General features: G+C 58.6%; 21 protein-coding genes and 1 pseudogene. 17 read left to right on the top strand and 5 right to left on the bottom strand.

What is annotated here, in order from left to right:
• Positions 1 to 20: 20 nt before the first annotated feature.
• Positions 21 to 560: an SsrA-binding protein SmpB gene (gene smpB / locus HDF14_RS25630; RefSeq protein WP_260698607.1), complete on the bottom strand. Its 540-nt coding sequence runs from the start codon at positions 558 to 560 to the stop codon at positions 21 to 23.
• 210 nt (positions 561 to 770) lie between these two features.
• Between smpB and HDF14_RS25625 the strand changes: the two genes are divergently transcribed.
• From HDF14_RS25625 to HDF14_RS25595, 8 genes and pseudogenes are all read left to right on the top strand, one after another.
• Positions 771 to 3365 (top strand): cohesin domain-containing protein, encoded by a 2595-nt coding sequence (locus HDF14_RS25625; protein WP_183981599.1) that lies wholly within the window; start codon positions 771 to 773, stop codon positions 3363 to 3365.
• A gap of 77 nt (positions 3366 to 3442) precedes the next feature.
• Positions 3443 to 3919, top strand: coding sequence for a type II secretion system protein (locus HDF14_RS25620; RefSeq protein ID WP_183981626.1), 477 nt, complete (start codon positions 3443 to 3445; stop codon positions 3917 to 3919).
• The gene (locus HDF14_RS25615) at positions 3913 to 4332 is read left to right on the top strand and encodes a type II secretion system protein (RefSeq protein ID WP_183981598.1); all 420 of its coding nucleotides are present in this window, start codon (positions 3913 to 3915) and stop codon (positions 4330 to 4332) included. Before HDF14_RS25620 ends, HDF14_RS25615 begins: the two co-directional genes overlap by 7 nt.
• 51 nt (positions 4333 to 4383) lie before the next feature.
• Entirely contained in the window at positions 4384 to 5046 is a 663-nt protein-coding gene (locus HDF14_RS27305; RefSeq protein ID WP_221304887.1) for a leucine-rich repeat domain-containing protein, read from the top strand.
• Between the two features lie 95 nt (positions 5047 to 5141).
• On the top strand, positions 5142 to 6398 hold the full coding sequence (locus tag HDF14_RS25605; RefSeq protein ID WP_183981597.1) for a M48 family metallopeptidase: 1257 nt from the start codon (positions 5142 to 5144) through the stop codon (positions 6396 to 6398).
• Positions 6399 to 6491: 93 nt separating this feature from the next.
• Positions 6492 to 6758, top strand: a pseudogene (locus HDF14_RS27805) (hypothetical protein); the annotation flags it as partial.
• A 4-nt stretch (positions 6759 to 6762) separates the two neighbouring features.
• Positions 6763 to 7152: a hypothetical protein gene (locus HDF14_RS25600; RefSeq protein WP_260698606.1), complete on the top strand. Its 390-nt coding sequence runs from the start codon at positions 6763 to 6765 to the stop codon at positions 7150 to 7152.
• 55 nt (positions 7153 to 7207) lie between these two features.
• Positions 7208 to 8122 carry a hypothetical protein gene (locus tag HDF14_RS25595; protein ID WP_183981596.1) on the top strand — a complete coding sequence of 305 codons (915 nt, stop codon included), beginning with the start codon at positions 7208 to 7210 and terminating at the stop codon, positions 8120 to 8122.
• 78 nt (positions 8123 to 8200) lie between these two features.
• Here HDF14_RS25595 and HDF14_RS25590 read toward each other — a convergent pair whose 3' ends face one another.
• Positions 8201 to 9259, bottom strand: coding sequence for an SDR family NAD(P)-dependent oxidoreductase (locus tag HDF14_RS25590; RefSeq protein ID WP_260698605.1), 1059 nt, complete (start codon positions 9257 to 9259; stop codon positions 8201 to 8203).
• A gap of 206 nt (positions 9260 to 9465) precedes the next feature.
• Positions 9466 to 10425, bottom strand: coding sequence for an NAD(P)-dependent alcohol dehydrogenase (locus HDF14_RS25585; protein ID WP_183981595.1), 960 nt, complete (start codon positions 10423 to 10425; stop codon positions 9466 to 9468).
• A gap of 305 nt (positions 10426 to 10730) precedes the next feature.
• Here HDF14_RS25585 and HDF14_RS25580 point away from each other — a divergent pair, with 305 nt between their 5' ends.
• A complete protein-coding gene (locus HDF14_RS25580; protein WP_183981594.1) occupies positions 10731 to 11291 on the top strand; it encodes a carbonic anhydrase in 561 nt (186 codons plus the stop codon).
• A 242-nt stretch (positions 11292 to 11533) separates the two neighbouring features.
• Entirely contained in the window at positions 11534 to 11923 is a 390-nt protein-coding gene (locus HDF14_RS25575) for a VOC family protein (protein WP_183981593.1), read from the top strand.
• Between the two features lie 69 nt (positions 11924 to 11992).
• On the opposite strand, the gene HDF14_RS25570 is transcribed toward HDF14_RS25575, so the two are convergent.
• Together HDF14_RS25570 and HDF14_RS25565 are read right to left on the bottom strand one after the other, a co-directional pair.
• The gene (locus HDF14_RS25570) at positions 11993 to 12700 is read right to left on the bottom strand and encodes a CbtA family protein (protein ID WP_260698604.1); all 708 of its coding nucleotides are present in this window, start codon (positions 12698 to 12700) and stop codon (positions 11993 to 11995) included.
• A 10-nt stretch (positions 12701 to 12710) separates the two neighbouring features.
• Positions 12711 to 12929 carry a CbtB domain-containing protein gene (locus HDF14_RS25565; protein ID WP_183981592.1) on the bottom strand — a complete coding sequence of 73 codons (219 nt, stop codon included), beginning with the start codon at positions 12927 to 12929 and terminating at the stop codon, positions 12711 to 12713.
• A gap of 358 nt (positions 12930 to 13287) precedes the next feature.
• Here HDF14_RS25565 and HDF14_RS25560 point away from each other — a divergent pair, with 358 nt between their 5' ends.
• The 7 genes from HDF14_RS25560 to HDF14_RS25530 all read left to right on the top strand — a co-directional run bounded on the left by HDF14_RS25560 (position 13288) and on the right by HDF14_RS25530 (position 18936).
• On the top strand, positions 13288 to 13542 hold the full coding sequence (locus HDF14_RS25560) for a hypothetical protein (protein WP_183981591.1): 255 nt from the start codon (positions 13288 to 13290) through the stop codon (positions 13540 to 13542).
• A 59-nt stretch (positions 13543 to 13601) separates the two neighbouring features.
• The gene (locus HDF14_RS25555) at positions 13602 to 14213 is read left to right on the top strand and encodes a histidine phosphatase family protein (protein ID WP_183981590.1); all 612 of its coding nucleotides are present in this window, start codon (positions 13602 to 13604) and stop codon (positions 14211 to 14213) included.
• 126 nt (positions 14214 to 14339) lie between these two features.
• Positions 14340 to 14771, top strand: a complete 432-nt coding sequence (queF, locus tag HDF14_RS25550; protein ID WP_183981589.1) for a preQ(1) synthase — start codon at positions 14340 to 14342, stop codon at positions 14769 to 14771.
• 125 nt (positions 14772 to 14896) lie between these two features.
• A complete protein-coding gene (locus HDF14_RS25545; protein WP_183981588.1) occupies positions 14897 to 15658 on the top strand; it encodes a hypothetical protein in 762 nt (253 codons plus the stop codon).
• A 38-nt stretch (positions 15659 to 15696) separates the two neighbouring features.
• Positions 15697 to 16692, top strand: a complete 996-nt coding sequence (locus HDF14_RS25540) for a hypothetical protein (RefSeq protein WP_183981587.1) — start codon at positions 15697 to 15699, stop codon at positions 16690 to 16692.
• A gap of 196 nt (positions 16693 to 16888) precedes the next feature.
• Positions 16889 to 18154: a spinster family MFS transporter gene (locus HDF14_RS25535; protein ID WP_183981586.1), complete on the top strand. Its 1266-nt coding sequence runs from the start codon at positions 16889 to 16891 to the stop codon at positions 18152 to 18154.
• Between the two features lie 29 nt (positions 18155 to 18183).
• Positions 18184 to 18936 carry a DUF899 family protein gene (locus HDF14_RS25530; protein ID WP_183981585.1) on the top strand — a complete coding sequence of 251 codons (753 nt, stop codon included), beginning with the start codon at positions 18184 to 18186 and terminating at the stop codon, positions 18934 to 18936.
• Positions 18937 to 18952 lie beyond the last annotated feature (16 nt).

Below are 18952 nucleotides of genomic sequence, written 5' to 3'. Positions count from 1 at the left end.
ACGCTACAACGAAAGTTGAGCTACCCTCGTTGACTTCGAGCGACCGCTGCTTTCGCCTCATTATCGGCTTCACGCTTGCGTTCGGTGGCGCGCTTGTCGTACTCCTGCTTGCCTTTGGCCAACGCAATTTCGCACTTCACCCGCCCGTTGCGAAAATAAAGCCGTGTCGGGATCAGCGTAAATCCCTTCTGCTTCGTCATACCCTCGAGCTTCCGCACTTCGTTCTTATGCAGCAGCAGCTTCCGAGTACGCAGCGAATCATGGTTCATCGCATTCCCGTGAGAGAACGGTCCGATGTGCGCGTTCAGCAGAAAACACTCCCCGTCCTTCAGCAGCCCATAGGCGTCCTTCAGATTGGCTTTACCCTCGCGGATCGACTTCACCTCGGTCCCACGCAACGCCACCCCGGCCTCGAACTTATCCGTCAAAAAATAGTTAAAACCCGCCGACCGGTTGAACGCAGCGTCTCTCTTACCCGCCGCCACCGGGTCGCGGTCTTTCTCCTTCACCACTGGCTTCGGTGGGTGAGCGGCTATCGTGTTGGACATAGAGCGTGCCATGCAATCTCTTACTTTAACATGTCTGCAACTTTCGATTCATTTGCAGCCCTCACCCGTCGAAAACCCACGCGTCTAACCTCAGTCCTCATTCGTCAGTCATACCTGACGTCATGAGTCTATAAACCTCTGCCACCGCGAGCCGTGCTTCGAATACGACCGTAGAATTCACGGTTCCTACAAATCTTTTTGACGAGGTCGATTTTGGAGCGAATGCTATACTCACCCGAGCGCGACAGCCTGGCAGGCACGGCCCCCACAGGCAGCGCCGAAGCCGGAAAAATCTTCCCGGCGGGCGTTATCTCCGGCAAACGCCACAATCTTTACGGTGTAAAGGACGAAAACGGAAGCAGCATGGGTCGCCTGTACAAATCAATCAGCAAACTATCCACATCGCTTCGTCGCGTCCTCCCTGCGTTGCTCCTCTGCGGCATCGCCGGCCTAAGCACAGCGCGCGCCCACGCCCAGTCAGCTAACACCTGGGACAAGCGTGGTCAGGACGCCGAAGCGCGCCAGGACTTTGACGCAGCCTACGAGGACTATCACAACGCCGTCCTCAAAAAGCCCAAAGACCTCCGCTTTAGAGAGCACTTCGACCACATGAGGTTTCAAGCCGCCGTCTCTCACGTCGATCGCGGCCGCGTCCTTCGCCAAAGTGGAGACATCAACGGCGCACTCACCCAGTTCACCCGCGCCCAACAGATCGATCCCGGCAACCAGGCAGCCGCGCAGGAGATCGATGCCATTGAGAAGCAACAGCAGATCGAACGCGACAGCACCCCTCAAGCCAAAGAGCAGATGTCGCAGCAAAATGAGACTCTTAACACCATCGGATCCATCTCCGGCCCCGTAGAACTCAAGCCCGTCTCGAACGATCCCATCACGCTCCACATGGTTGAAGACGTCAAAGTAATCTATGACGCCATCGGCAAAGCAGCTGGCCTCAACGTCCTCTTCGATCCTGACTACAGCTCCAAGCGCATCCCCGTCGACCTCACCAACGTCACGCTCTCAGACGCCCTCCGCATCGTCGGCACCATCTCTGGCACCTTCTATAAGGTCATCACGCCGAACACCATCTTCGTCGCGACCAACTCGCGCACCAAGCGCACCGACCTCGACGAGCAGGCCGTCCAGACCTTCTATCTCACCAACGCCAGCCAGCAGAATGACGCGAATGAAGTCGTCATCGCCATCCGCAACCTGCTCGATCCCAGCGTCAAGATATATCTCGTTCCCAGCCAGAACGCCATCGTCATGCGCGCAACGCCCGATCAACTTCTCCTCGCGCAAAAGCTGCTGAACGATCTCGACCGAGCCCGTCCCGAAGTCGTCGTCGACGTCGCCGTCCTCGAAGTCAACAAGAACGTCGAGCACAACCTCGGTATCACCCTTCCACAATCCATCACTCTCACCCCGCAGGCCAATCCCAACACAACTTCGAGCAGCAGTAGCACCAGTACCGGCACTTCGACAGGTTCCACCACCACCTCCGACTTCACCCTCAACACCCTCGCCCACCTTAACGCGAACAACTTCGCCGTAAGCATCGGCGGTGGCACTCTCAACGCGCTGCTCACCGACGCCGATACCCGCGTCCTCCAGAACCCCAGCATCCGCGCCACCGACGGCCAGCGCGCGACCATGAAGATTGGATCGAAGATCCCCGTCGCCACCGGCTCCTACAACGCCGGCGTCTCCACCGGCGTCGCCAGCATCGGTGTGCAGACCCAGTTCACCTACATCGACATCGGCGTCAACATCGACATTACCCCCACGGTCCACTACGACCGCGAGGTCACCCTCAAGATGAAGATCGAGGTGCTCTCCCAGATCAACACTGTGACCATCAGCGGAGTCTCCGAGCCCGTCATCGGTCAGCGCACCTCAGAGCAGGTCATCACCCTCAAGGATGGCGAGCCAAGCCTCCTCGCCGGCATCATCACCAAATCCGACTCCCTCAACATCAACGGCACTCCCGGCGTCGGCGAGCTTCCCATCCTCAAGTACTTCTTCACCTCTCGCGACAAGATCAATGACAAGACTGAAATCGTCTTCATCATCATCCCTCACATCGTTCGCGAGTCGGTGCTGACCCGCGTCAACGTTCGCCCCATCGACACCGGCACAGGTCAGTCAATCGAGCTGCGTCGTGACGTCTCTGCCAACGACCACAACTCCGAGCCGGTGTACGCTAATGGGCCGCGCTCCGCCAGTAATCCAACCAGTGCCGCCAATGCTGCCAGCGCCATGGTCCAGCAGCTCAGCCAGCAGGCCCAGCCCGCCGGTCCGCCAGCCTCCTACGTCCCCGGTGCGCAAACTCCAGGAACCCCGCCGGTAACCCAGCCTCCTGCCAACCAGCCGCCAGCTCCGGCAGCAGCCCCAGGCGCAGGTGGCCCGCCCATTAGCTTCACCGTCGTTCCGCCAGACTCCACGCAGGCCGTTGGCAGCACATTCCAGGTCGCCGTCATGCTCGGCAACGGACGCGACGTCTTCTCCGTTCCGCTCCAGCTGCAGTTCAACCCTGCACTCCTCCAGCTCGTCAACGTCGACGCCGGAACCTTCCTCGGCAAGGACGGGCAGGCAGTTTCGCTCGTCCACCGCGAAGACAAGGGCCTCGTCGCCATCTCTTCCATACGTCCGCCCAACACCGCCGGAGTCAGCGGAACAGGCAGCCTTTGCACCCTCACCTTCAAGGCCATAGCCGCCGGCGACTCCTCACTCTCACTCGTCAAAGTCGGCGCTCTCAACAGCGCGCAGGCCAATCTTCCGGCCGTCGGTTCGCAGGCCGTGGTACATGTCAAGTGACACTTTGTACCAACCCGTCCGCCTCGCGGTCCGCCGAGAGCTTGCTGAAATATTCAAGCTCCCGGACGCGGGGGACGCTGCAGCTTCGTTCGCGACCACTTAACCGCGAATCCGGCCTCACCCTCGTCGAACTCATCATCTGCGTCGCCATCGTTGCTTTATTGGCCTCCGCAGCCATCCCCATCGCCCGCTTTCAGGTCAAACGTACTAAGGAGCGCGAACTTCGCCGCGACCTCTGGGAGATGCGCGACGCCATCGACCACTACAAGGACGCCGCCGACAAAGGCGCCTTCCAGATCAAAGCCGACTCCCTCGGCTACCCACCCGACCTTCAAACCCTTGTCGACGGGGTCGAGGTCACCGCAGCTCAAGGGAAAAAGGTAAAATTTCTACGAAAGATCCCCGTCGACCCCTTCACCAATAACACGGATTGGGGCCTGCGCTCCAACCAGGACGACACGGACTCCGACTCCTTCGGCGGCCAGAACGTCTTTGACGTCCACAGCAAGAGCACCGGAACCGCACTCGACGGAACGAAGTACAACACATGGTAGCCACTCCCAAAATCCGTTCCACACAGGCGACAGAGCAAGGCTTCACCCTGCTCGAACTCATGATTGTCATGGTCGTGATCGGCCTGCTGGCCGCCATCGCAATCCCTGCCTATACCAGCAACATCCGCAACGCCAAAGAGGCTGTCCTCAAAGAGGACCTCCACACCATGCGCCAGGCCATCGACTCCTACACGGTCGACAAGGCCAAAGCCCCCCAGTCCCTCGACGACCTCGTCCAGGCCGGCTACATCAAAACCATGCCCGTCGACCCCTTCACCCATCGCTCCGACACCTGGATGCCCGTCCAGGACGACACCCTCTCCAGCATCGATCAGACTGACTCCGGCATCGACGACGTCCACAGCGGAGCCCAGCAAACCGCCTCCGACGGCACCTCCTACTCCACCTGGTAATTCGCCGAACCGCAGTCTCAAAAGAATGAAGCGCAAGCTATCATCGCTATCGTGCCCAACTCCACGGCGCCAGCTCTCAACCTATGGAAGCGCCATCTCGGTGTCGTACCGGACTACGTCTGGCAACAAATTGACCTCGAGACCCTAATCCTCGCCGACAATGAGCTCTCCGAAATCTCCCCAAAGATCGGCAACCTCAAAAACCTCCGCACCCTCGACCTCGGCCACAATGAACTTACAACCCTCCCCGAAACACTCGCCGACCTCGTCAGCCTCACTGACTTCCTCTACCTCCACGACAACCGCCTGACCTGCTTACCGCCCTCCCTAGGAAAACTCAAAAGCCTCCGCTACCTCAACCTGAGCGAAAACGCCTTCCCGCTCCTACCCGACTGCCTCTCCTGCCTATCCAGCCTGGTCGAACTCCGCTCGACCGACAACCTCCTCACCGAGCTGCCCGACTCCATCGGCAGCCTCTCCAATCTCCGCGAGCTCCATCTTAGAAACAACCACCTCACCACCCTCCCAGCCTCAATCGCCCACCTCAGCGAACTCCGCCAGCTCGATCTCCGCGGCAATCCCATCGAAACCCTCCCCGAATCCCTCGCCCATCTGCCAAAATTGGAAAAACTAGACCTCCGCTGGGTCACAACCCTCACCGCGCCAACCTGGTTTAAAGATCTCGAAGCCCGAGGCTGCCTTATCTACCTCTAACCGTCGCCTCTGCTCACAAAAAGGCGCATACTATGGTCTAAGACACGTCGAGCTGCGTCCGTCCAGCAGGGAAGCGGCCCACCAGGAGACCCCACATGCGTTCCGTCACGCAAATTGGCCTAACCGCCTTCCTCACGCTCTCCGTTGCGGCGTACTCCCAGACTCCGACTAATTCCCCAAGCAGCCAAACCACGCCGCCCGCGCAAACGCCCACCACCACCACGCCCCAAAACGACCCCCAGTCGTCCACTCCCGTCAACGCCACCATCCCCTCCGACGTCCCCGCCGAGAAGCCCATCCCCGGCCACCCGACCGCCACTCCCAAAGAGAGCAAAGATGCCGCCGCTGCCGTCAAGGCCGAAAACAAGACCGACCACCTCCCATCCCCCGGCGAGGACATGAAGACCAACATCAAGCCCGGCAGCGAAGACGACGTCAACTCCGTCGGCACCCGCAACATCGGCGGCCGTGGCGTCGGCAACTGGTACTCCACCGACTGGGAGATCCGCACCGGCAAGCAGTACTCCATGGAGATCGAAAAATCCGCTCACATGGTCAACGACCCCGTCATCGTCGAGTATGTCAACCGCGTCGGCCAGAACATCGTCAAGAACTCCGACTGCAAAGTTCCCTTCACCATCAAGGTCATCGACTCTGACGAGATCAACGCCATGGCCCTTCCCGGCGGCTTCTTCTACGTCAACTCTGGTCTCATCCTCGCCGCCGACGAAGAAGCCGAACTAGCCGGCGTCATGGCTCACGAGACTGCCCACGTCTGCGCCCACCACGCCGCCCGCCAGATGACCAAAATGAACTACGTTCAAATCGGCTCCATCCCCCTCATCATCTTCACCCAGGGCTCTTGGACTGGTTACGGGATCTATGAAGCCACCCAACTCGCCATCCCCCTCGGCTTCCTCCAGTTCTCCCGCATGGACGAGGCTGAAGCCGACTGGCTTGGCGTCCAGTACATGTACAAATCCGGCTACGATCCCCAGGCCTTCATTCAGTTCTTTGAGAAGCTCGACGCCCTCGAAAAGCACAAACCCGGCACCCTCGCCAAGGTCTTCGCCGACCACCCCCAAACCCCCGACCGCATCATGCACTCTGAGGAAGAGATCGCCACCATCCTGCCCGCTCGCCCTGACTACATGGTCACCACGTCTGAGTTCGACGACGTGAAGGCTCGTCTTGCCCGCCTCGAAAACAAGCGCAAGATAAACGACGGCAAGGGCGGCAACAAGCCCACGCTCCGCCGCACCGCCAGCGGCAGCGGCAACAACGACCCCAATAGCACGAACAATCCCTCCACCAGTAGCGACGACACCCCAACGCTGGGCCGCCGCAACTAGGACGAGCAAAAACCGGTATACAAGTCACCAAGTGACCGCCCCGCGCGTAGCGGGCCCGTTCGGCAGAACTCCTCTTTCGCTTCTGCAAAGAGCATGAATCCCCCGCACTCGAAATCGACTCCAAATTTCAACTCTGACCCTTCGCAACCAATCGACCAAACGATCGCACCAACGCTCTCATGGAGAATGAACATGAGTAATCTGGACAGCTTGTTAGAACGGAACAAAACGTTTGCTGCTCAACAGTCTGCCTCCGGCACACTGATGCCCTCGCTTCTTGCCGCAACTGGAAACTTAAAAGCCACGATCATCGGTTGCGCCGATATGCGCGTCGACCCGGCTCATCTACTCGGGATCAAACCAGGTGAAGCCCTCGTCATCCGTAACATTGGTGGCCGAATCACCCCAGTCTTGCTCGAGGAACTGGGTCTACTCGGACGAATCGGTCAGGTCCTCGGAGGGGCTCCTGCTGGCGGCGGCGAGTTTTCACCTCATCGTGCTTCATCACACCCACTGCAGCATCACTCGCCTCGCAGGCGACGCCGATAAGCTGGCGCATTATTTTCAAATACCCGAGAGTGAAGTCAAAGCAAAATCCGTCACCGACCCATACGCCGCGGTCGCCGCCGACGTCGCTCTACTCCGCGCAGTTCCCGCACTGCCCGCCAAATGGCTCCTCTCCGGCCTTGTCTACGACGTAGCAACTGGCTTAGTCAAAACCGTCGTACCGCCTGCGCCGATTCGAACAAGTTAATTCCATCCCCGCCAATATCCTGGCCCGGAACCAGCTAGAATTGGCGAGGCAATCAATGAACATATCAAGAAGGCAATTTACTCAGGGAATAGGTGCGCTCGCAGCCGTAGCTGTCTACTCGCGCAAGAGCTTCGGCTTTGCCGAAAACGGACTCAGTCTTGGACTGAACACATGGAGCCTGCGAGCTCTTTCACAACAGGAAGCAATCCCCATCATCATCCAAACGATGAAGCAGGCGAGACTGCACAATTGTCAAATCCTGTTCACCCACGTGGAACCCGCGAGGTTCAATCCTGTGTTTCCCGTCGGCGTCTTCAGCCCGCCCAAATCATCTCCAACGCCCCAGCAGATAGAACAACAGAACGCGACCGACGCCGCACTGACGCAGTGGCGACTCTCGGTTCCCATGAGCTACTTCGAAGACATCCGCTCCACCTTCGAAAAACAGGGCCTCAGAATAAAATCCTATTCGCTCAGACTCGGAAGCTCTGAGGCCGAAATCGACCGTCTATTCCTGATGGCAAAAGCTCTGGGAGCGGATTCGATTGTTACCCGTCTCCCGCCAACGTTGACAACGATGATCGCGGCCGCAGCGGACGAACATCAAATGATCGTCGGTCTCCAATTCTCCGATCTGGACGAGGCGAAGAAACAGCTCGCCGCCTCTCAGTACTTCCGCATCGATCCCGACATAGGCGATCTAACGAAAGCAAAGATCGACGCGTTGCAGTTTGTCGAAAACAACTACACGTCCATGTCTGCGTTGGATCTCAAGGACGCAATGTCCGGAGGTGCAAGTGTTCCGTTTGGCCAAGGCGAGGCTCGCGTGAAAGCAGTCCTGCAGCTCCTCAAGGACAAGCAGGTTCCGATCACAGCGTATGTAGACTGCGACTACGCCGGAACCGGCCGATCGCCAGAAGAAGTAGAGAAGTGTGCCTCGTTTGCCAGAGGCATCATCGGTCAGGCGTAGAAGCAGCCGCCGAATCAGTTACCCAGAAACATGTCATCGTTTCTGGGTAACTGAGCGCAGAGCAGAACAAACCCCACCTCAGCTCTGATTATTCGCATTATCCCCTCCGGTGACATCGTAAGTAGCCCCCGTCACCATCGCCGCCAGATCAGACGCCAGAAACACCGCCGCTGGCGCCAGATCCTCCGGCTTAAGCCACGCCACCTTCAGCGGCTCATGCGGAGCCCGCGTGTCATACGCCTCCTTCTCCGTCGGGTTCTTAGGCGGATTCTCATTCGCCGTCACCTCGCCAATCAGCGCACTCCACCGCGCCTCATTATGCGTCAGCGGAGTATCCACCAGACCCGGAATCAACGCATTCACCGTAATCTTGTCCTTCCCTAGCTCCAGTGCCGCCGACTTCATCAGGCCAATAATCCCCCACTTCGAAGCCGAGTACGAAGCCATATTCTTCGACCCATGTTTCCCCTGCATGGACGACAGCACAATGATCCGCCCACCGCCGTTCTTCACCAGCATCGGCGCAAACGCACGAATCGTATTCGCCGTCCCATTCAAATTGTTGTTGATGACATCGTTCCACTCCCAATCCTCCATCTCAATCAGCGGCTTGAAGCGCTGCGTCGCTGCATTCGCCACCACAATGTCGATGTGCCCAAACTTCTGCTGCACCTGATCTGCGGTCGCACGCAAAAAAGCAATGTCCCTTACATCTCCCACAACCTCCATAAACTGCCGCCCATGCTGCCTCACCAACCTGCCAGTCTCCTCGAGATCCGCCTTTGTCGCCACCGCATACGCCTGCTCCGGCGTTATCTTCGCGCAGATATCCAGCCCCACCACATCCGCTCCATTCGCCGCCATATCCACGGCAATCGACCGCCCGATCCCACGTGCCGCGCCAGTAATCACCGCGACCTTCCCCCTCAGCAGATCGCTTCCAAATGCCCGCCCCGGCCAAGTCTGTTTCTCCGCCACCGCGTCGGTCGACTGTTGCCCAAATGCGCTGCTCCCCAACGCCACTCCACCCACAATCGCCCCTCCCGATGCCAGCAAATCTCTCCGCGACATCGTCGTCCGCTGCCGCTCAACGATCTCTTCCACCGGTCCCTGTGTACGCTGCCTAACGCTATTCAACGGTCATCTCCTGCGGCAATAGCCGTCTTCGTAAGATGACCCGTCCTCCAAAAAGTCTGCCTGTCTGAGAATTCCCCATCGCACGAGCTTCTCGTCGCCAACAAACCGTCCCGTGTCTTGCAACCGCATCAACGCAAACGAATATCTTGCCCCGTCGGTCTCGAAAACCACACATCGCAGCATCTCAAGCGTCAACGCAAGCAACACTAAGCCGTCAATACAATCTTCCCTCGCGCATGTCCTTCCGCCAGGTAGCCAAGCGCTTCCGCCGCCTCGCTCAACCGATAACTTCTATCAATAACCGGCACAACTTTGCCGCTCTCTAGAAGATCCTTCATAAAGTCCAGATCCTTCCGAGTCACCTTCGTTAGAAAGAAACCCATCTTCTTCCGTCCCATCCGCGACAGCACCGGCCCCAGCGCAAACGCTTCGAAAATCTGAAACAGACCACCACCCGCCGCGACATAAACTCCACCCTCGGTCAGCAAACGCCTGTAGTCGAAGATCGAATGATGACCACTCGCAGCCAGGATCAGATCGTATCGTTGCCCACTCCGCGTGAAATCCTCTTTCGTGTAGTCGATGACACAATCCGCGCCCATCGACGACGCCTGATCCACATTCCTCGTACTGCACACGGCGGTCACTGCAGCCCCGAACGCTTTGGCGATCTGCACCGCGAAGGTGCCCACGCCGCCAGACGCCCCTTCCACAAGAACCTTCTGCCCCGGCCGAATCCCTCCCTTATCGCGAAGCCCCTGCAAAGCCGTAATCGCCGCGACCGGCACCGCCGCCGCTTGCTCAAACGTCAGGTTCTCCGGCTTCAGCCCCAAACTCACCTCAGCGACACAGACATATTCGGCAAATCCGTTCCCTTTGAAGCCCGTTACCCCGAACACCTCGTCCCCAGCCTGAAACTGCGTTACCTCTCTGCCCACCGCCTCCACTCGGCCCGCGACATCGCAACCCAGGATCATCGGTTTTCGCTTCCGCAGTCCCGGCATCCGATCCCACGGCGCACCTTTCATCAAGTACAGGTCCAACGGATTCACCGACGCCGCGCAAAGCCTGATCATCACCTCATTGCCCGCGGGCACAGGTATCGCGACCTCCGCAAACTCCAACAGCTCTGGTGGCCCGTACTGTGTGCGCACAATCGCTTTCATCGTGCCCTCCCAACAGCTTCCACCGCATCTGCTGCAGCAACCGCCAAGCGGTTAGCGGAAGTATAGGACTAACTGCCGCTCATCGGAAGTCAATCCGATCCTCCCTGAGATCCTCCCAGCGAAACAGTCCAGATCTCCCTCAACCCATCAAGCATCTGACACCCTCCGCGCACGGCGGTCACTTCTCGCAAGCCGAAGCAATCTCCCCTTCGTTTCTTTTAGCATCTGTGATCCCTTTGACTTCTTCATCGCATCGAACTCAAGTCCGCCAAACATCCCGGCAATATCTCTCAAGGAGACCCGACATGAGCAATCTCGACGACATGTTAGAACGCAACAAAGACTTTGCTGCTAAGCAGTCTGCTGCGGGCACACTCATGCCCTGGCTTCCGAAGGCGATGCCGAACGTAAAGGCAACCATCATCGGTTGCGCCGATATGCGTGTCGATCCTTTCGAGATTCTGGGTCTCAAGCCGGGCGAAGCCGTCGTCATACGTAACATCGGCGGTCGAATCACTCCGGTCTTGTTAGAGGAGCTGGGTCTCCTCGGACGTATTGGTCAGGTTGCCAAAGAGATGCCCGGCGGCGGCGGAGAGTTTCACCTCATCGTCCTTCAGCACACCGATTGCGGCATCACGCGACTGGCAGGCGACCCCGACAAGCTCGCGCACTACTTTCAAATACCAGAAGAGGAAGTCAAGGCAAAGAATGTCACCGATCCCCGCGCTGCGGTTGCCGGCGACGTCGCATGGCTTCGGACAATCCCCGCGCTGCCAGCCACATGGATTCTCTCCGGCCTCGTCTACGACGTAGCGACCGGACTTATTGAGGTCGTAGTACCACCAGCACCCATTCGGGCCGCGTAAAACTTCTGCGACTGATGAAGATTAGTGAACATCCAACAAATGCCGAAAAACGCGGAGCCGTATTGGTAAGCACGGCTCGCTGCGGAAGTCATTCCGCAGTCTAGTCAACTCCAGCATCACAGCGGAGAAGGGACCCACGGCGATAGCGGTAGTGCTACGGCACTCCTGCCTGTCGCGTGGTGCGTTCGGTCTGCACTCCTAACAACTCACGCGATAGAACTTTCTATAAACGGAGAATCGCGATGGTAACGATGAATCACACCAACCTCACCACCTACGACGTGCCGGCTCTTACGGCGTTCTTCTGCTCGGTATTCGATTTTCAACCCCTGGAGAAACGCGGCGATAAGTTCTCTGTGCTGCGGAATGCCGATGGCTTTCTGTTGACACTGATGTACGACAAGCGCATGACTCCGGAGCGGGGATATCCCGGAATGTTTCATGTCGGCTTTCTTCAGCCTACGCAGGATGCCGTGGACTATATGTACGAGAGCCTGAGCGCTCAAAATTACATGGCTCCCAAGCCCGCGAAGCTGCAGCGCGGCGGACCGCCAACGTATGGCTTTTACTACGACGCCCCCGGCGGCGTAATGGTGGAAGTTAGCACAATGAACATTATCGAACCTGCCTAACCACATTCCAAGAGCGAGGCGGGTGAGAATCTGCATCCACACCCGCCTACAATCTACGGGCCAGATATGTCAGCGGCGCTCCCGTTCCGTCAACCACCCAAACCCCAACCCCAGCGTCCCCCAAAGCACCGCCTGAATCTCCAGCGCGGCCACGCGAAACTTCCACATCAGCGTCACCGGAAACCCCGCCGGAACCTCATCGATCTCCGGCAAAAAGTGCGCCACCACCCCCACGACTACCACAAACAAAACCGCCGCCAGTAGGGAACCGTTCCACTCACCAAACCTCTTCGCAAACCCGCGTCTCATCTGCAGCGAAAGCACCATCGCCGCAATGGAAACCGCGATCAACAAAAAGTAAGCCCCAGTTCGCGCACCAATCGTATCGGGACTCCCCACAGCCGGAGGGTTCGCCGGATACTTCAAATTCGGCACTACAACCAACGCCACATATCCCAGCACCGCCAGCACAGCCGACAGCGCCCGCGGCCCCATCTCGCCAATCCGCCCATAGGCAAACGCAAACACCAGCCCAAACAATCCGCCCACAGCCGCGCCAAACACCACCGTGCCCGTCAGCAAGCCAAAACTCTTCTGCACGCGCCTGCTCACCATCTCAGGCTCAGGAGCCTCGCCCTTAGCCCGATCCGCAGCCGTCTCGAACGCAATCGCGCGCTCCACCTGCGGCTCGCCGATCCAACGTGCAAACGCGAACACAAGCAGGCCCGCAACAACGCCCACCAGCATCCCGCGAAGGAGCAGAGTTCGAGTCGTCAAAGTTTTCTACTTAGTGGCAGGGAAAGCCGAGAAGATGCCGGCCGTCATGCAAAAACTCATGCACCATCGTCCCGCGAAACATCGACGTAGCGCCCTGCTCCGCGCCGACAAAATAGATCGCCAGCAGCAACATCAATCCACCGAACACCGTATACGGCAGAAGCTCGCGCACCGGAATAACAGGAATCGAAACCGGCTGTGCAGCAGAACCGAAAATAGACTGAGCCATCGTAAAACCTCCAGGGGATCGTGCGTCCCACATACTGCTCATTCGAACGAGGAAAGAACGTCTGGCTCTCAACCCAACATCAGGTCAATCACAGTGGCGCGACCGCACCGGACTCTCACCGGCTTCTTCCATCCTCTTCAAAATCTATCTCAACCCTAAGTGTCACAATCCCCAGTGTCAAGCTCCCGGTGCATTTCCTGGTCATCGGCAAAGCGACGCGACCTCGCAAATGCCGGAAGCCAACCCCACCTCAACAAACGCTCCAATCCCAGGCTTGTAATTAGCCGCTATGTAATCCAGTGGACATATGGCTCCCATAAGCCTACGCTTGAGTCTCTCCCCAGAAAGAGGCCGCACGATGGCCGCACCCCTGCTGCTTTACTCCCACCGTCACAACGCCAACGGTTCCTACGATTCCATCTGTCTGGTTTGCTTTGCCACCATTGCGACAACCCAAACCAATCCTGAGCTTGCTGTGTATGACGAAAAGCACGTCTGTAACCAATTTCTTCTCTCAGAGCGCCGCCTATTCAAACCACCCCACTCCGACTGGCCAGCGCCCAGCAACAACTTCACAGCCGCCCTCAATGGAGGGACTAAAATAGTCGCTTGAGAGTCGCCATCAAACTCTCTCGCAACAGTTAACGACAATCCTTTAGGGAACCAGCCGCTGTGCCAGCTCGTCTCACCCTCATCAGCCACGCGCCCACTCCCGCACAGCGCGACGCTCGTTTTCCGGCAGATGAGCCTCTCGAAGAATCTTCCCTCCTCAAGCTCTCTACTCTGAATTGGCAACCGCCGCGCGCCAATCGAGTCCTCACCGCACCTGAACTCCGCACCCAACAAACCGCCGCCGCACTCAATCTCTCCGCGACATCAGACACAGAACTACGCGACATCGATTACAGCACCTGGCAAGGCCACAACCTCAACGACCTCTACGCCAAAGACCCCAAAGCCGTTACGCAATGGCTCACAGATCCCAGTGCCGCGCCCCACAAAGGCGAGACCATCGCCCATCTCATTGGCCGCGTCACAAACTGGCTAGCCACCTTCGCCGCACTCGTCGCAGAAGAGAAACACACAACCCACACCATAGCCATTACCCACCCCGCCGTAATCCGCGCCGCCATCCTCCACTCCCTCAATGCCCCACCCCAATCCTTCTGGCGCATCGACATAGCCCCCCTAACCCTCACCGACCTCCGCCACAACGGCCGCACCTGGACCCTCCGCTCCACCGCCATCCCATTAACCGCACATGATTCAATCGAGACTCCATAAAAACATCGTCACTCCGATCGAACCCTGAGCAGAGTCGAACCGGAAGTCGAGAAACCTGCCGTAGGCACTCCCCACCACGGTGTCCAAATCGAGCAAAACCCACGCCAAACAAGATAAAATAGAAGCATGAGCACCGCAGTCCTTCCCAACCCGCACACCACCGGCTACACCGACGACCACGCCAAATCCGGCCTCGACACCACCTTCCCCGCCATCGAAACCTGGCAGAACCAGTTCAAGGCCTACGAGATCCTCGTCGACGATCCCGAGTTCACCTCCGTCTGCCCCAAAACCGGTCTCCCCGACTTCGGCCGTCTCACCATCCGCTACATGCCCCGCGAGAGCTGCCTCGAACTCAAGTCCCTCAAGGAGTATCTCTTCACCTACCGCAACCTGGGCATCTTCCAGGAAAACATCGTCAACCAGGTTCTCGACGACGTCGTCAAAGCCTGCAACCCCGTCTGGGCCGTTATCGTAGGCGACTTCCGCCCCCGCGGCGGCATCTCCACCGTCGTCACCGCCGCCTACCCTCGCACCGAAACCGCCCCGCAAAAATAGCAGGCCGCCGGATACCAAAGGCCCCACCGCACAACGAATTGCGATTGAAAGTCGCCCGGAAATGTAGCAGACTGGCGGAGCACAACTAGCCTGCATCTCCACTCTGCGTTCCGAGGAGATTTCCGTTGCTCTCTGCGCTCCGTTCCACCACACTCTCTCTCCTGCTGCTTGGCTTCGTGTCGGTCAGCGCTCAAACGTCAGGCAATCGAAACAGCCCAGACTCAGCAAACGAGAAGACCACCCTCGTTCAGAAGCTGGCCGATGGCACAACGATCACCCGCGAGTCCACGGCCACCGAAGCACGCGACTCACAGGGCAGGACCGTTCGAACGACTACGATGACAGGCATGGGAGGACGAAACGCGACCCACACCACCGTCATTGATCCTGTTGCTCGAACGATCACTCACTGGTCGAGTTTAACGAAGGAAGCGACGACGATGCACATGCCCGAGCCACGAAAAGTAGGTCAATCGGGAACTGTGCTCATGAGCAGCGGCCCAAGCGCGGTTGGCGTTGCCACTCTCGGAGATCTCCCCATGGCCTCCTCAGGAGCCGTTACCCTCGCAGGGGATTCGAATCTCAAGCCTGCAAGGCAAATTGACAGACTCGGCGGTAAGACAATCGCTGGAGTCTATGCCGAGGGAGTCAGAACCACAACCACCTACCCGGTCGGCTACATGGGCAACGACAAACCCTTCGTCAACGTGCGAGAGATATGGACCGCGCCCGATCTGAAGCTTGTCGTATCGAGCACTGACAACGATCCTCGCAACGGGTTGCGATCCACCGAAATGACTGACGTCGTCCGCGCAGAACCCGATCCCGCTGTCTTTCTACCCCCCGAGGGCTACACCATCAGGGACCACTCCCCCGAATCCCACTAACCGGGAACATTTATGCTGGCAACGGCGTCTACCACCACATGAAGCGCCCAGTGATCTGCAGGCAGCTCGCGATCATCACAACGATGGCTTGCACGTTCAGCACGCCATGGTCTGCACATGCGCAGGAGACGGTTGCCCTGGTCACCCCAACGGCGCCTGCTCACGATAAGAGTTTTTACGTAGATAAGCCGATTGCACATCCAGAAGAGCTTTCCGGCATATGGGAAGTTCCTGACGGCCATGGCGGTGCGGTCGGCATCCATCTCATCCTCTCGACGACGGTGCCTGCGGACACAATCACGCTCGTCGGAGTCGAACAAGTGTGGCTCAATCTCCAACTGGGGATATACCAGCGAGCCGGAACGGTTCTCCAATTCGGCGAAGAGAACTTCTCCAGCGATTCTCCTCGCGGCGGCAGCCTCCGGTACGACAACGGTCGCCTAACCCTGCATGATAAAGAATTTGATTTAGACCTCTTGCATATCAGCGGAGATAGATGGTCAGGCCGTATTCACCGCCAGGGCTTTGACGCTACGACGATTTTAACGCGACCAGGAGCCGGTACCGCAAAGAGCGAACCGTGGCTCGTGGGCACCTGGCAGACCGGTGATCAATCAGTCCAGAGCTGCCTTCACATCACGCAGCAAGCGCCAGGTGAGTTCGTCGGGTGGAGGGACTCTCTAACCGCGTTGGAATCCTCTCGATGTCCTTCTAGTCTCCCGAAACCTCCTAATTTTTATGAGCGTTACGGAGATCTCTTAAAGATACGCATCATTAGCAGTAGCAACGCCGCAACTGACAGTAGCAACGTTTCAATAGAACGGAATGCTCCTGACGAGATGTGCTGCTCCTATCCCTTCATTGTTACTCCCGGAGACAATGGCACAGTGATGAAAGAGGTCTGGCCTTCGGGATCCAATCAGCCTCCCCCTCAGACGGTATGGAAAAAGATGTCCGGCAATACCTGCATCGTGACACCCCCTGACCCCGCGCCACACCCAGGGAACCCCGAATGCTCGTGCCCCGAAAAATAAATACCAAAAACCTGGCGCATTTTTAGCGCCCCAGAAACTGACTGCTAAAACACCACATCAGCCACGCAAACCACTACGTTCTCAACACAAATTCACCACGCCAAAACAAGCAAAATCCCCATATTCCCAAACAAAACCACCCCTCATCACCCCAAATAAAAAATCCGCAAACCCCACCTGCTATCCTTCCAGCGAGATGGCCTCCTCGACCACGCAGAAGCCCGAACCCTCCCGCACACCCTCCGTAGCCGGAGCCACCACCGCCCTCGTCCTCCTCACTGCCCTCAACTTCGTCAACTACATCGACCGCTACATCCTCCCCGGCGTCCAGGAGCAGGTAAAAGCCGAGTTCCATCTCTCCGACGAGCACATTGGCACTCTCACCTTCTGGTTCATGATCGCCTACATGTTCACCTCGCCCATCACTGGATGGCTAGGCGACCGCTTCCCCCGCAAGCCCATGATCGTCATCGCCGCCCTCTTCTGGGCCGCGATCAACTTCCTCACCGCCACGGTCCACTCTTACGACTCCCTCAACATCCGCCACGCCGCACTAGGCGTAGGCGAAGCCAGCTTCGGCATCTTCGCCCCCTCTCTCCTCGCAGATTATTACGAGCCAGACCAGCGCAACCGCGTCCTCACCATCTTCAACGTAGCCATCCCCGTAGGCGCTGCTCTCGGCTACCTCGTCGGAGGCACAGTAGGCGAACACTACGGCTGGCGCATGTCCTTTATCGTCTCCGCCATCCCGGCTGCAATCCTCGCCCTCCTCATCGCCATCTTCATGAAGGAGCCCGCCCGCGGAGCAAGCCAGCACGAGAAAACAAAAGTAGAGAAGGGAACCATCCTCTCCCTAATCAAAAACCCAGCCTACCTCTGCTCCATCCTTGGCTACGCAGCCGTCACCTTCTCCCTAGGCGGCATCTCCTGGTGGATGCCCTCCTTCCTCCAGCGCATTGACGGCCGCAGCCAATCCTCCGCCGCCTACATCATGGGCGCCATCACTGTAGTAGCCGGCCTCGGCGGCACCATCACCGGCGGCACCATCGCGCAGAAGTGGTCCCGCACTAACTCCAAAGCTCTGTACCTCGTTCCCGCCATAAGTGCCGCCATCGCAGTCCCACCCGCGCTCCTCTGCTTCTTCGGCCCGCACAACCTCACCCTCTACGGCCTCGGTGCCGCCATCTTCCTAATCTTCCTCGGCACCGGCCCCGTCAACGCCGCCACCCTCAACGCCGTCCGGCCCGAGATCCGCGCCACCGCGATGGCCGGCCAGCTCTTCATCATCCACGCCCTGGGCGACGCCATCTCCCCGCGCATCATCGGCGCCGTCAGCGACCGCTCCACCCTCAACCTCGGCCTCGGATCCACTCTCATCACCATGCTCCTCGCAGCCATCATCTTCTTCATCGGCTCCCGTTACGCCCCACCCCTGCACTCCGAGCAACCCGCCATCGCCTGAACACTCATCTCACCCAGCAAGGAGCAGCCATGACCACAACCTTCCCCGGAGAGTCCCCCGAATACCGCACCGCCCGCAATCACCTCCTCGAACAAGAGATCAGCCTCCGCCGTGCGATGGAGACCGTAGCCGCTGCCCGCCGCAGCCTGCCACCCGGTGGCCTCATCCCTGAGGACTACATCTTCGACACCATTGGCCCCAACGGCAAGCCCGCCAAGGTGAAGCTCTCGCAGCTCTTCACCCCCGAACAAAACTCCCTGGTCATCTACAACTTTATGTTCCCGCGCTGGAGCAAAGACTCCCGCCCTGGCCCAGTCAAAGGCGCAACCTCCGAACTCAAGCTCGAAGACTCACCCTGTCCCTCCTGCACCGCTACACTCGACTCACTCGACACCACCGCTACCCACTTCGCCCCCTCCGGCCTCAACTTCGTCGTCATTGCCAAAGCGCCCATTGAACGCATCGCGACCTACGCACGCGAACGCGCTTGGAAAAATCTACGGTTCCTCTCCTCCGTCAATAACAACTTCAAACGCGACTACCAGGCCGAAGACCCCAACGGCGATCAGCTCCCCCTCATGACCGTTTTCCATCGCGACGGCGATCAGATCCGCCACTTCTGGACCTCCGAGCTAATGTTCGCCCCCGCCGATCCCGGACAGGATCCACGCCATCTCGGCGTTATCGACACACTCTGGAACATCTTCGACATGACCCCCGAGGGGCGTCCAAGCTGGGACGAACAAATCGACTACGACTGCTGCCATCCCAACAACCATTAACCCGCCTCGATCGACC

Origin of the sequence: Tunturiibacter gelidiferens (assembly GCF_014201335.1) — a bacterium.
Classification (GTDB): domain Bacteria; phylum Acidobacteriota; class Terriglobia; order Terriglobales; family Acidobacteriaceae; genus Edaphobacter; species Edaphobacter lichenicola_E.
The sequence above is the reverse complement of the archived record's forward strand: the minus strand, read 5'-3'. Positions and strand labels throughout refer to the sequence as shown.

Bases quoted from the DNA above. Each gene is read 5' to 3' on its own strand.
- smpB (WP_260698607.1), bottom strand. From the start codon at position 560: ATGGCACGCTCTATGTCCAACACGATAGCCGCTCACCCACCGAAGCCA.
- HDF14_RS25625 (WP_183981599.1), top strand. From the start codon at position 771: ATGCTATACTCACCCGAGCGCGACAGCCTGGCAGGCACGGCCCCCACA.
- HDF14_RS25615 (WP_183981598.1), top strand. From the start codon at position 3,913: ATGGTAGCCACTCCCAAAATCCGTTCCACACAGGCGACAGAGCAAGGC.
- HDF14_RS25605 (WP_183981597.1), top strand. From the start codon at position 5,142: ATGCGTTCCGTCACGCAAATTGGCCTAACCGCCTTCCTCACGCTCTCC.
- HDF14_RS25595 (WP_183981596.1), top strand. From the start codon at position 7,208: ATGAACATATCAAGAAGGCAATTTACTCAGGGAATAGGTGCGCTCGCA.
- HDF14_RS25585 (WP_183981595.1), bottom strand. From the start codon at position 10,425: ATGAAAGCGATTGTGCGCACACAGTACGGGCCACCAGAGCTGTTGGAG.
- HDF14_RS25580 (WP_183981594.1), top strand. From the start codon at position 10,731: ATGAGCAATCTCGACGACATGTTAGAACGCAACAAAGACTTTGCTGCT.
- HDF14_RS25575 (WP_183981593.1), top strand. From the start codon at position 11,534: ATGGTAACGATGAATCACACCAACCTCACCACCTACGACGTGCCGGCT.
- HDF14_RS25565 (WP_183981592.1), bottom strand. From the start codon at position 12,929: ATGGCTCAGTCTATTTTCGGTTCTGCTGCACAGCCGGTTTCGATTCCT.
- HDF14_RS25560 (WP_183981591.1), top strand. From the start codon at position 13,288: ATGGCCGCACCCCTGCTGCTTTACTCCCACCGTCACAACGCCAACGGT.
- queF (WP_183981589.1), top strand. From the start codon at position 14,340: ATGAGCACCGCAGTCCTTCCCAACCCGCACACCACCGGCTACACCGAC.
- HDF14_RS25540 (WP_183981587.1), top strand. From the start codon at position 15,697: ATGAAGCGCCCAGTGATCTGCAGGCAGCTCGCGATCATCACAACGATG.
- HDF14_RS25535 (WP_183981586.1), top strand. From the start codon at position 16,889: ATGGCCTCCTCGACCACGCAGAAGCCCGAACCCTCCCGCACACCCTCC.
- HDF14_RS25530 (WP_183981585.1), top strand. From the start codon at position 18,184: ATGACCACAACCTTCCCCGGAGAGTCCCCCGAATACCGCACCGCCCGC.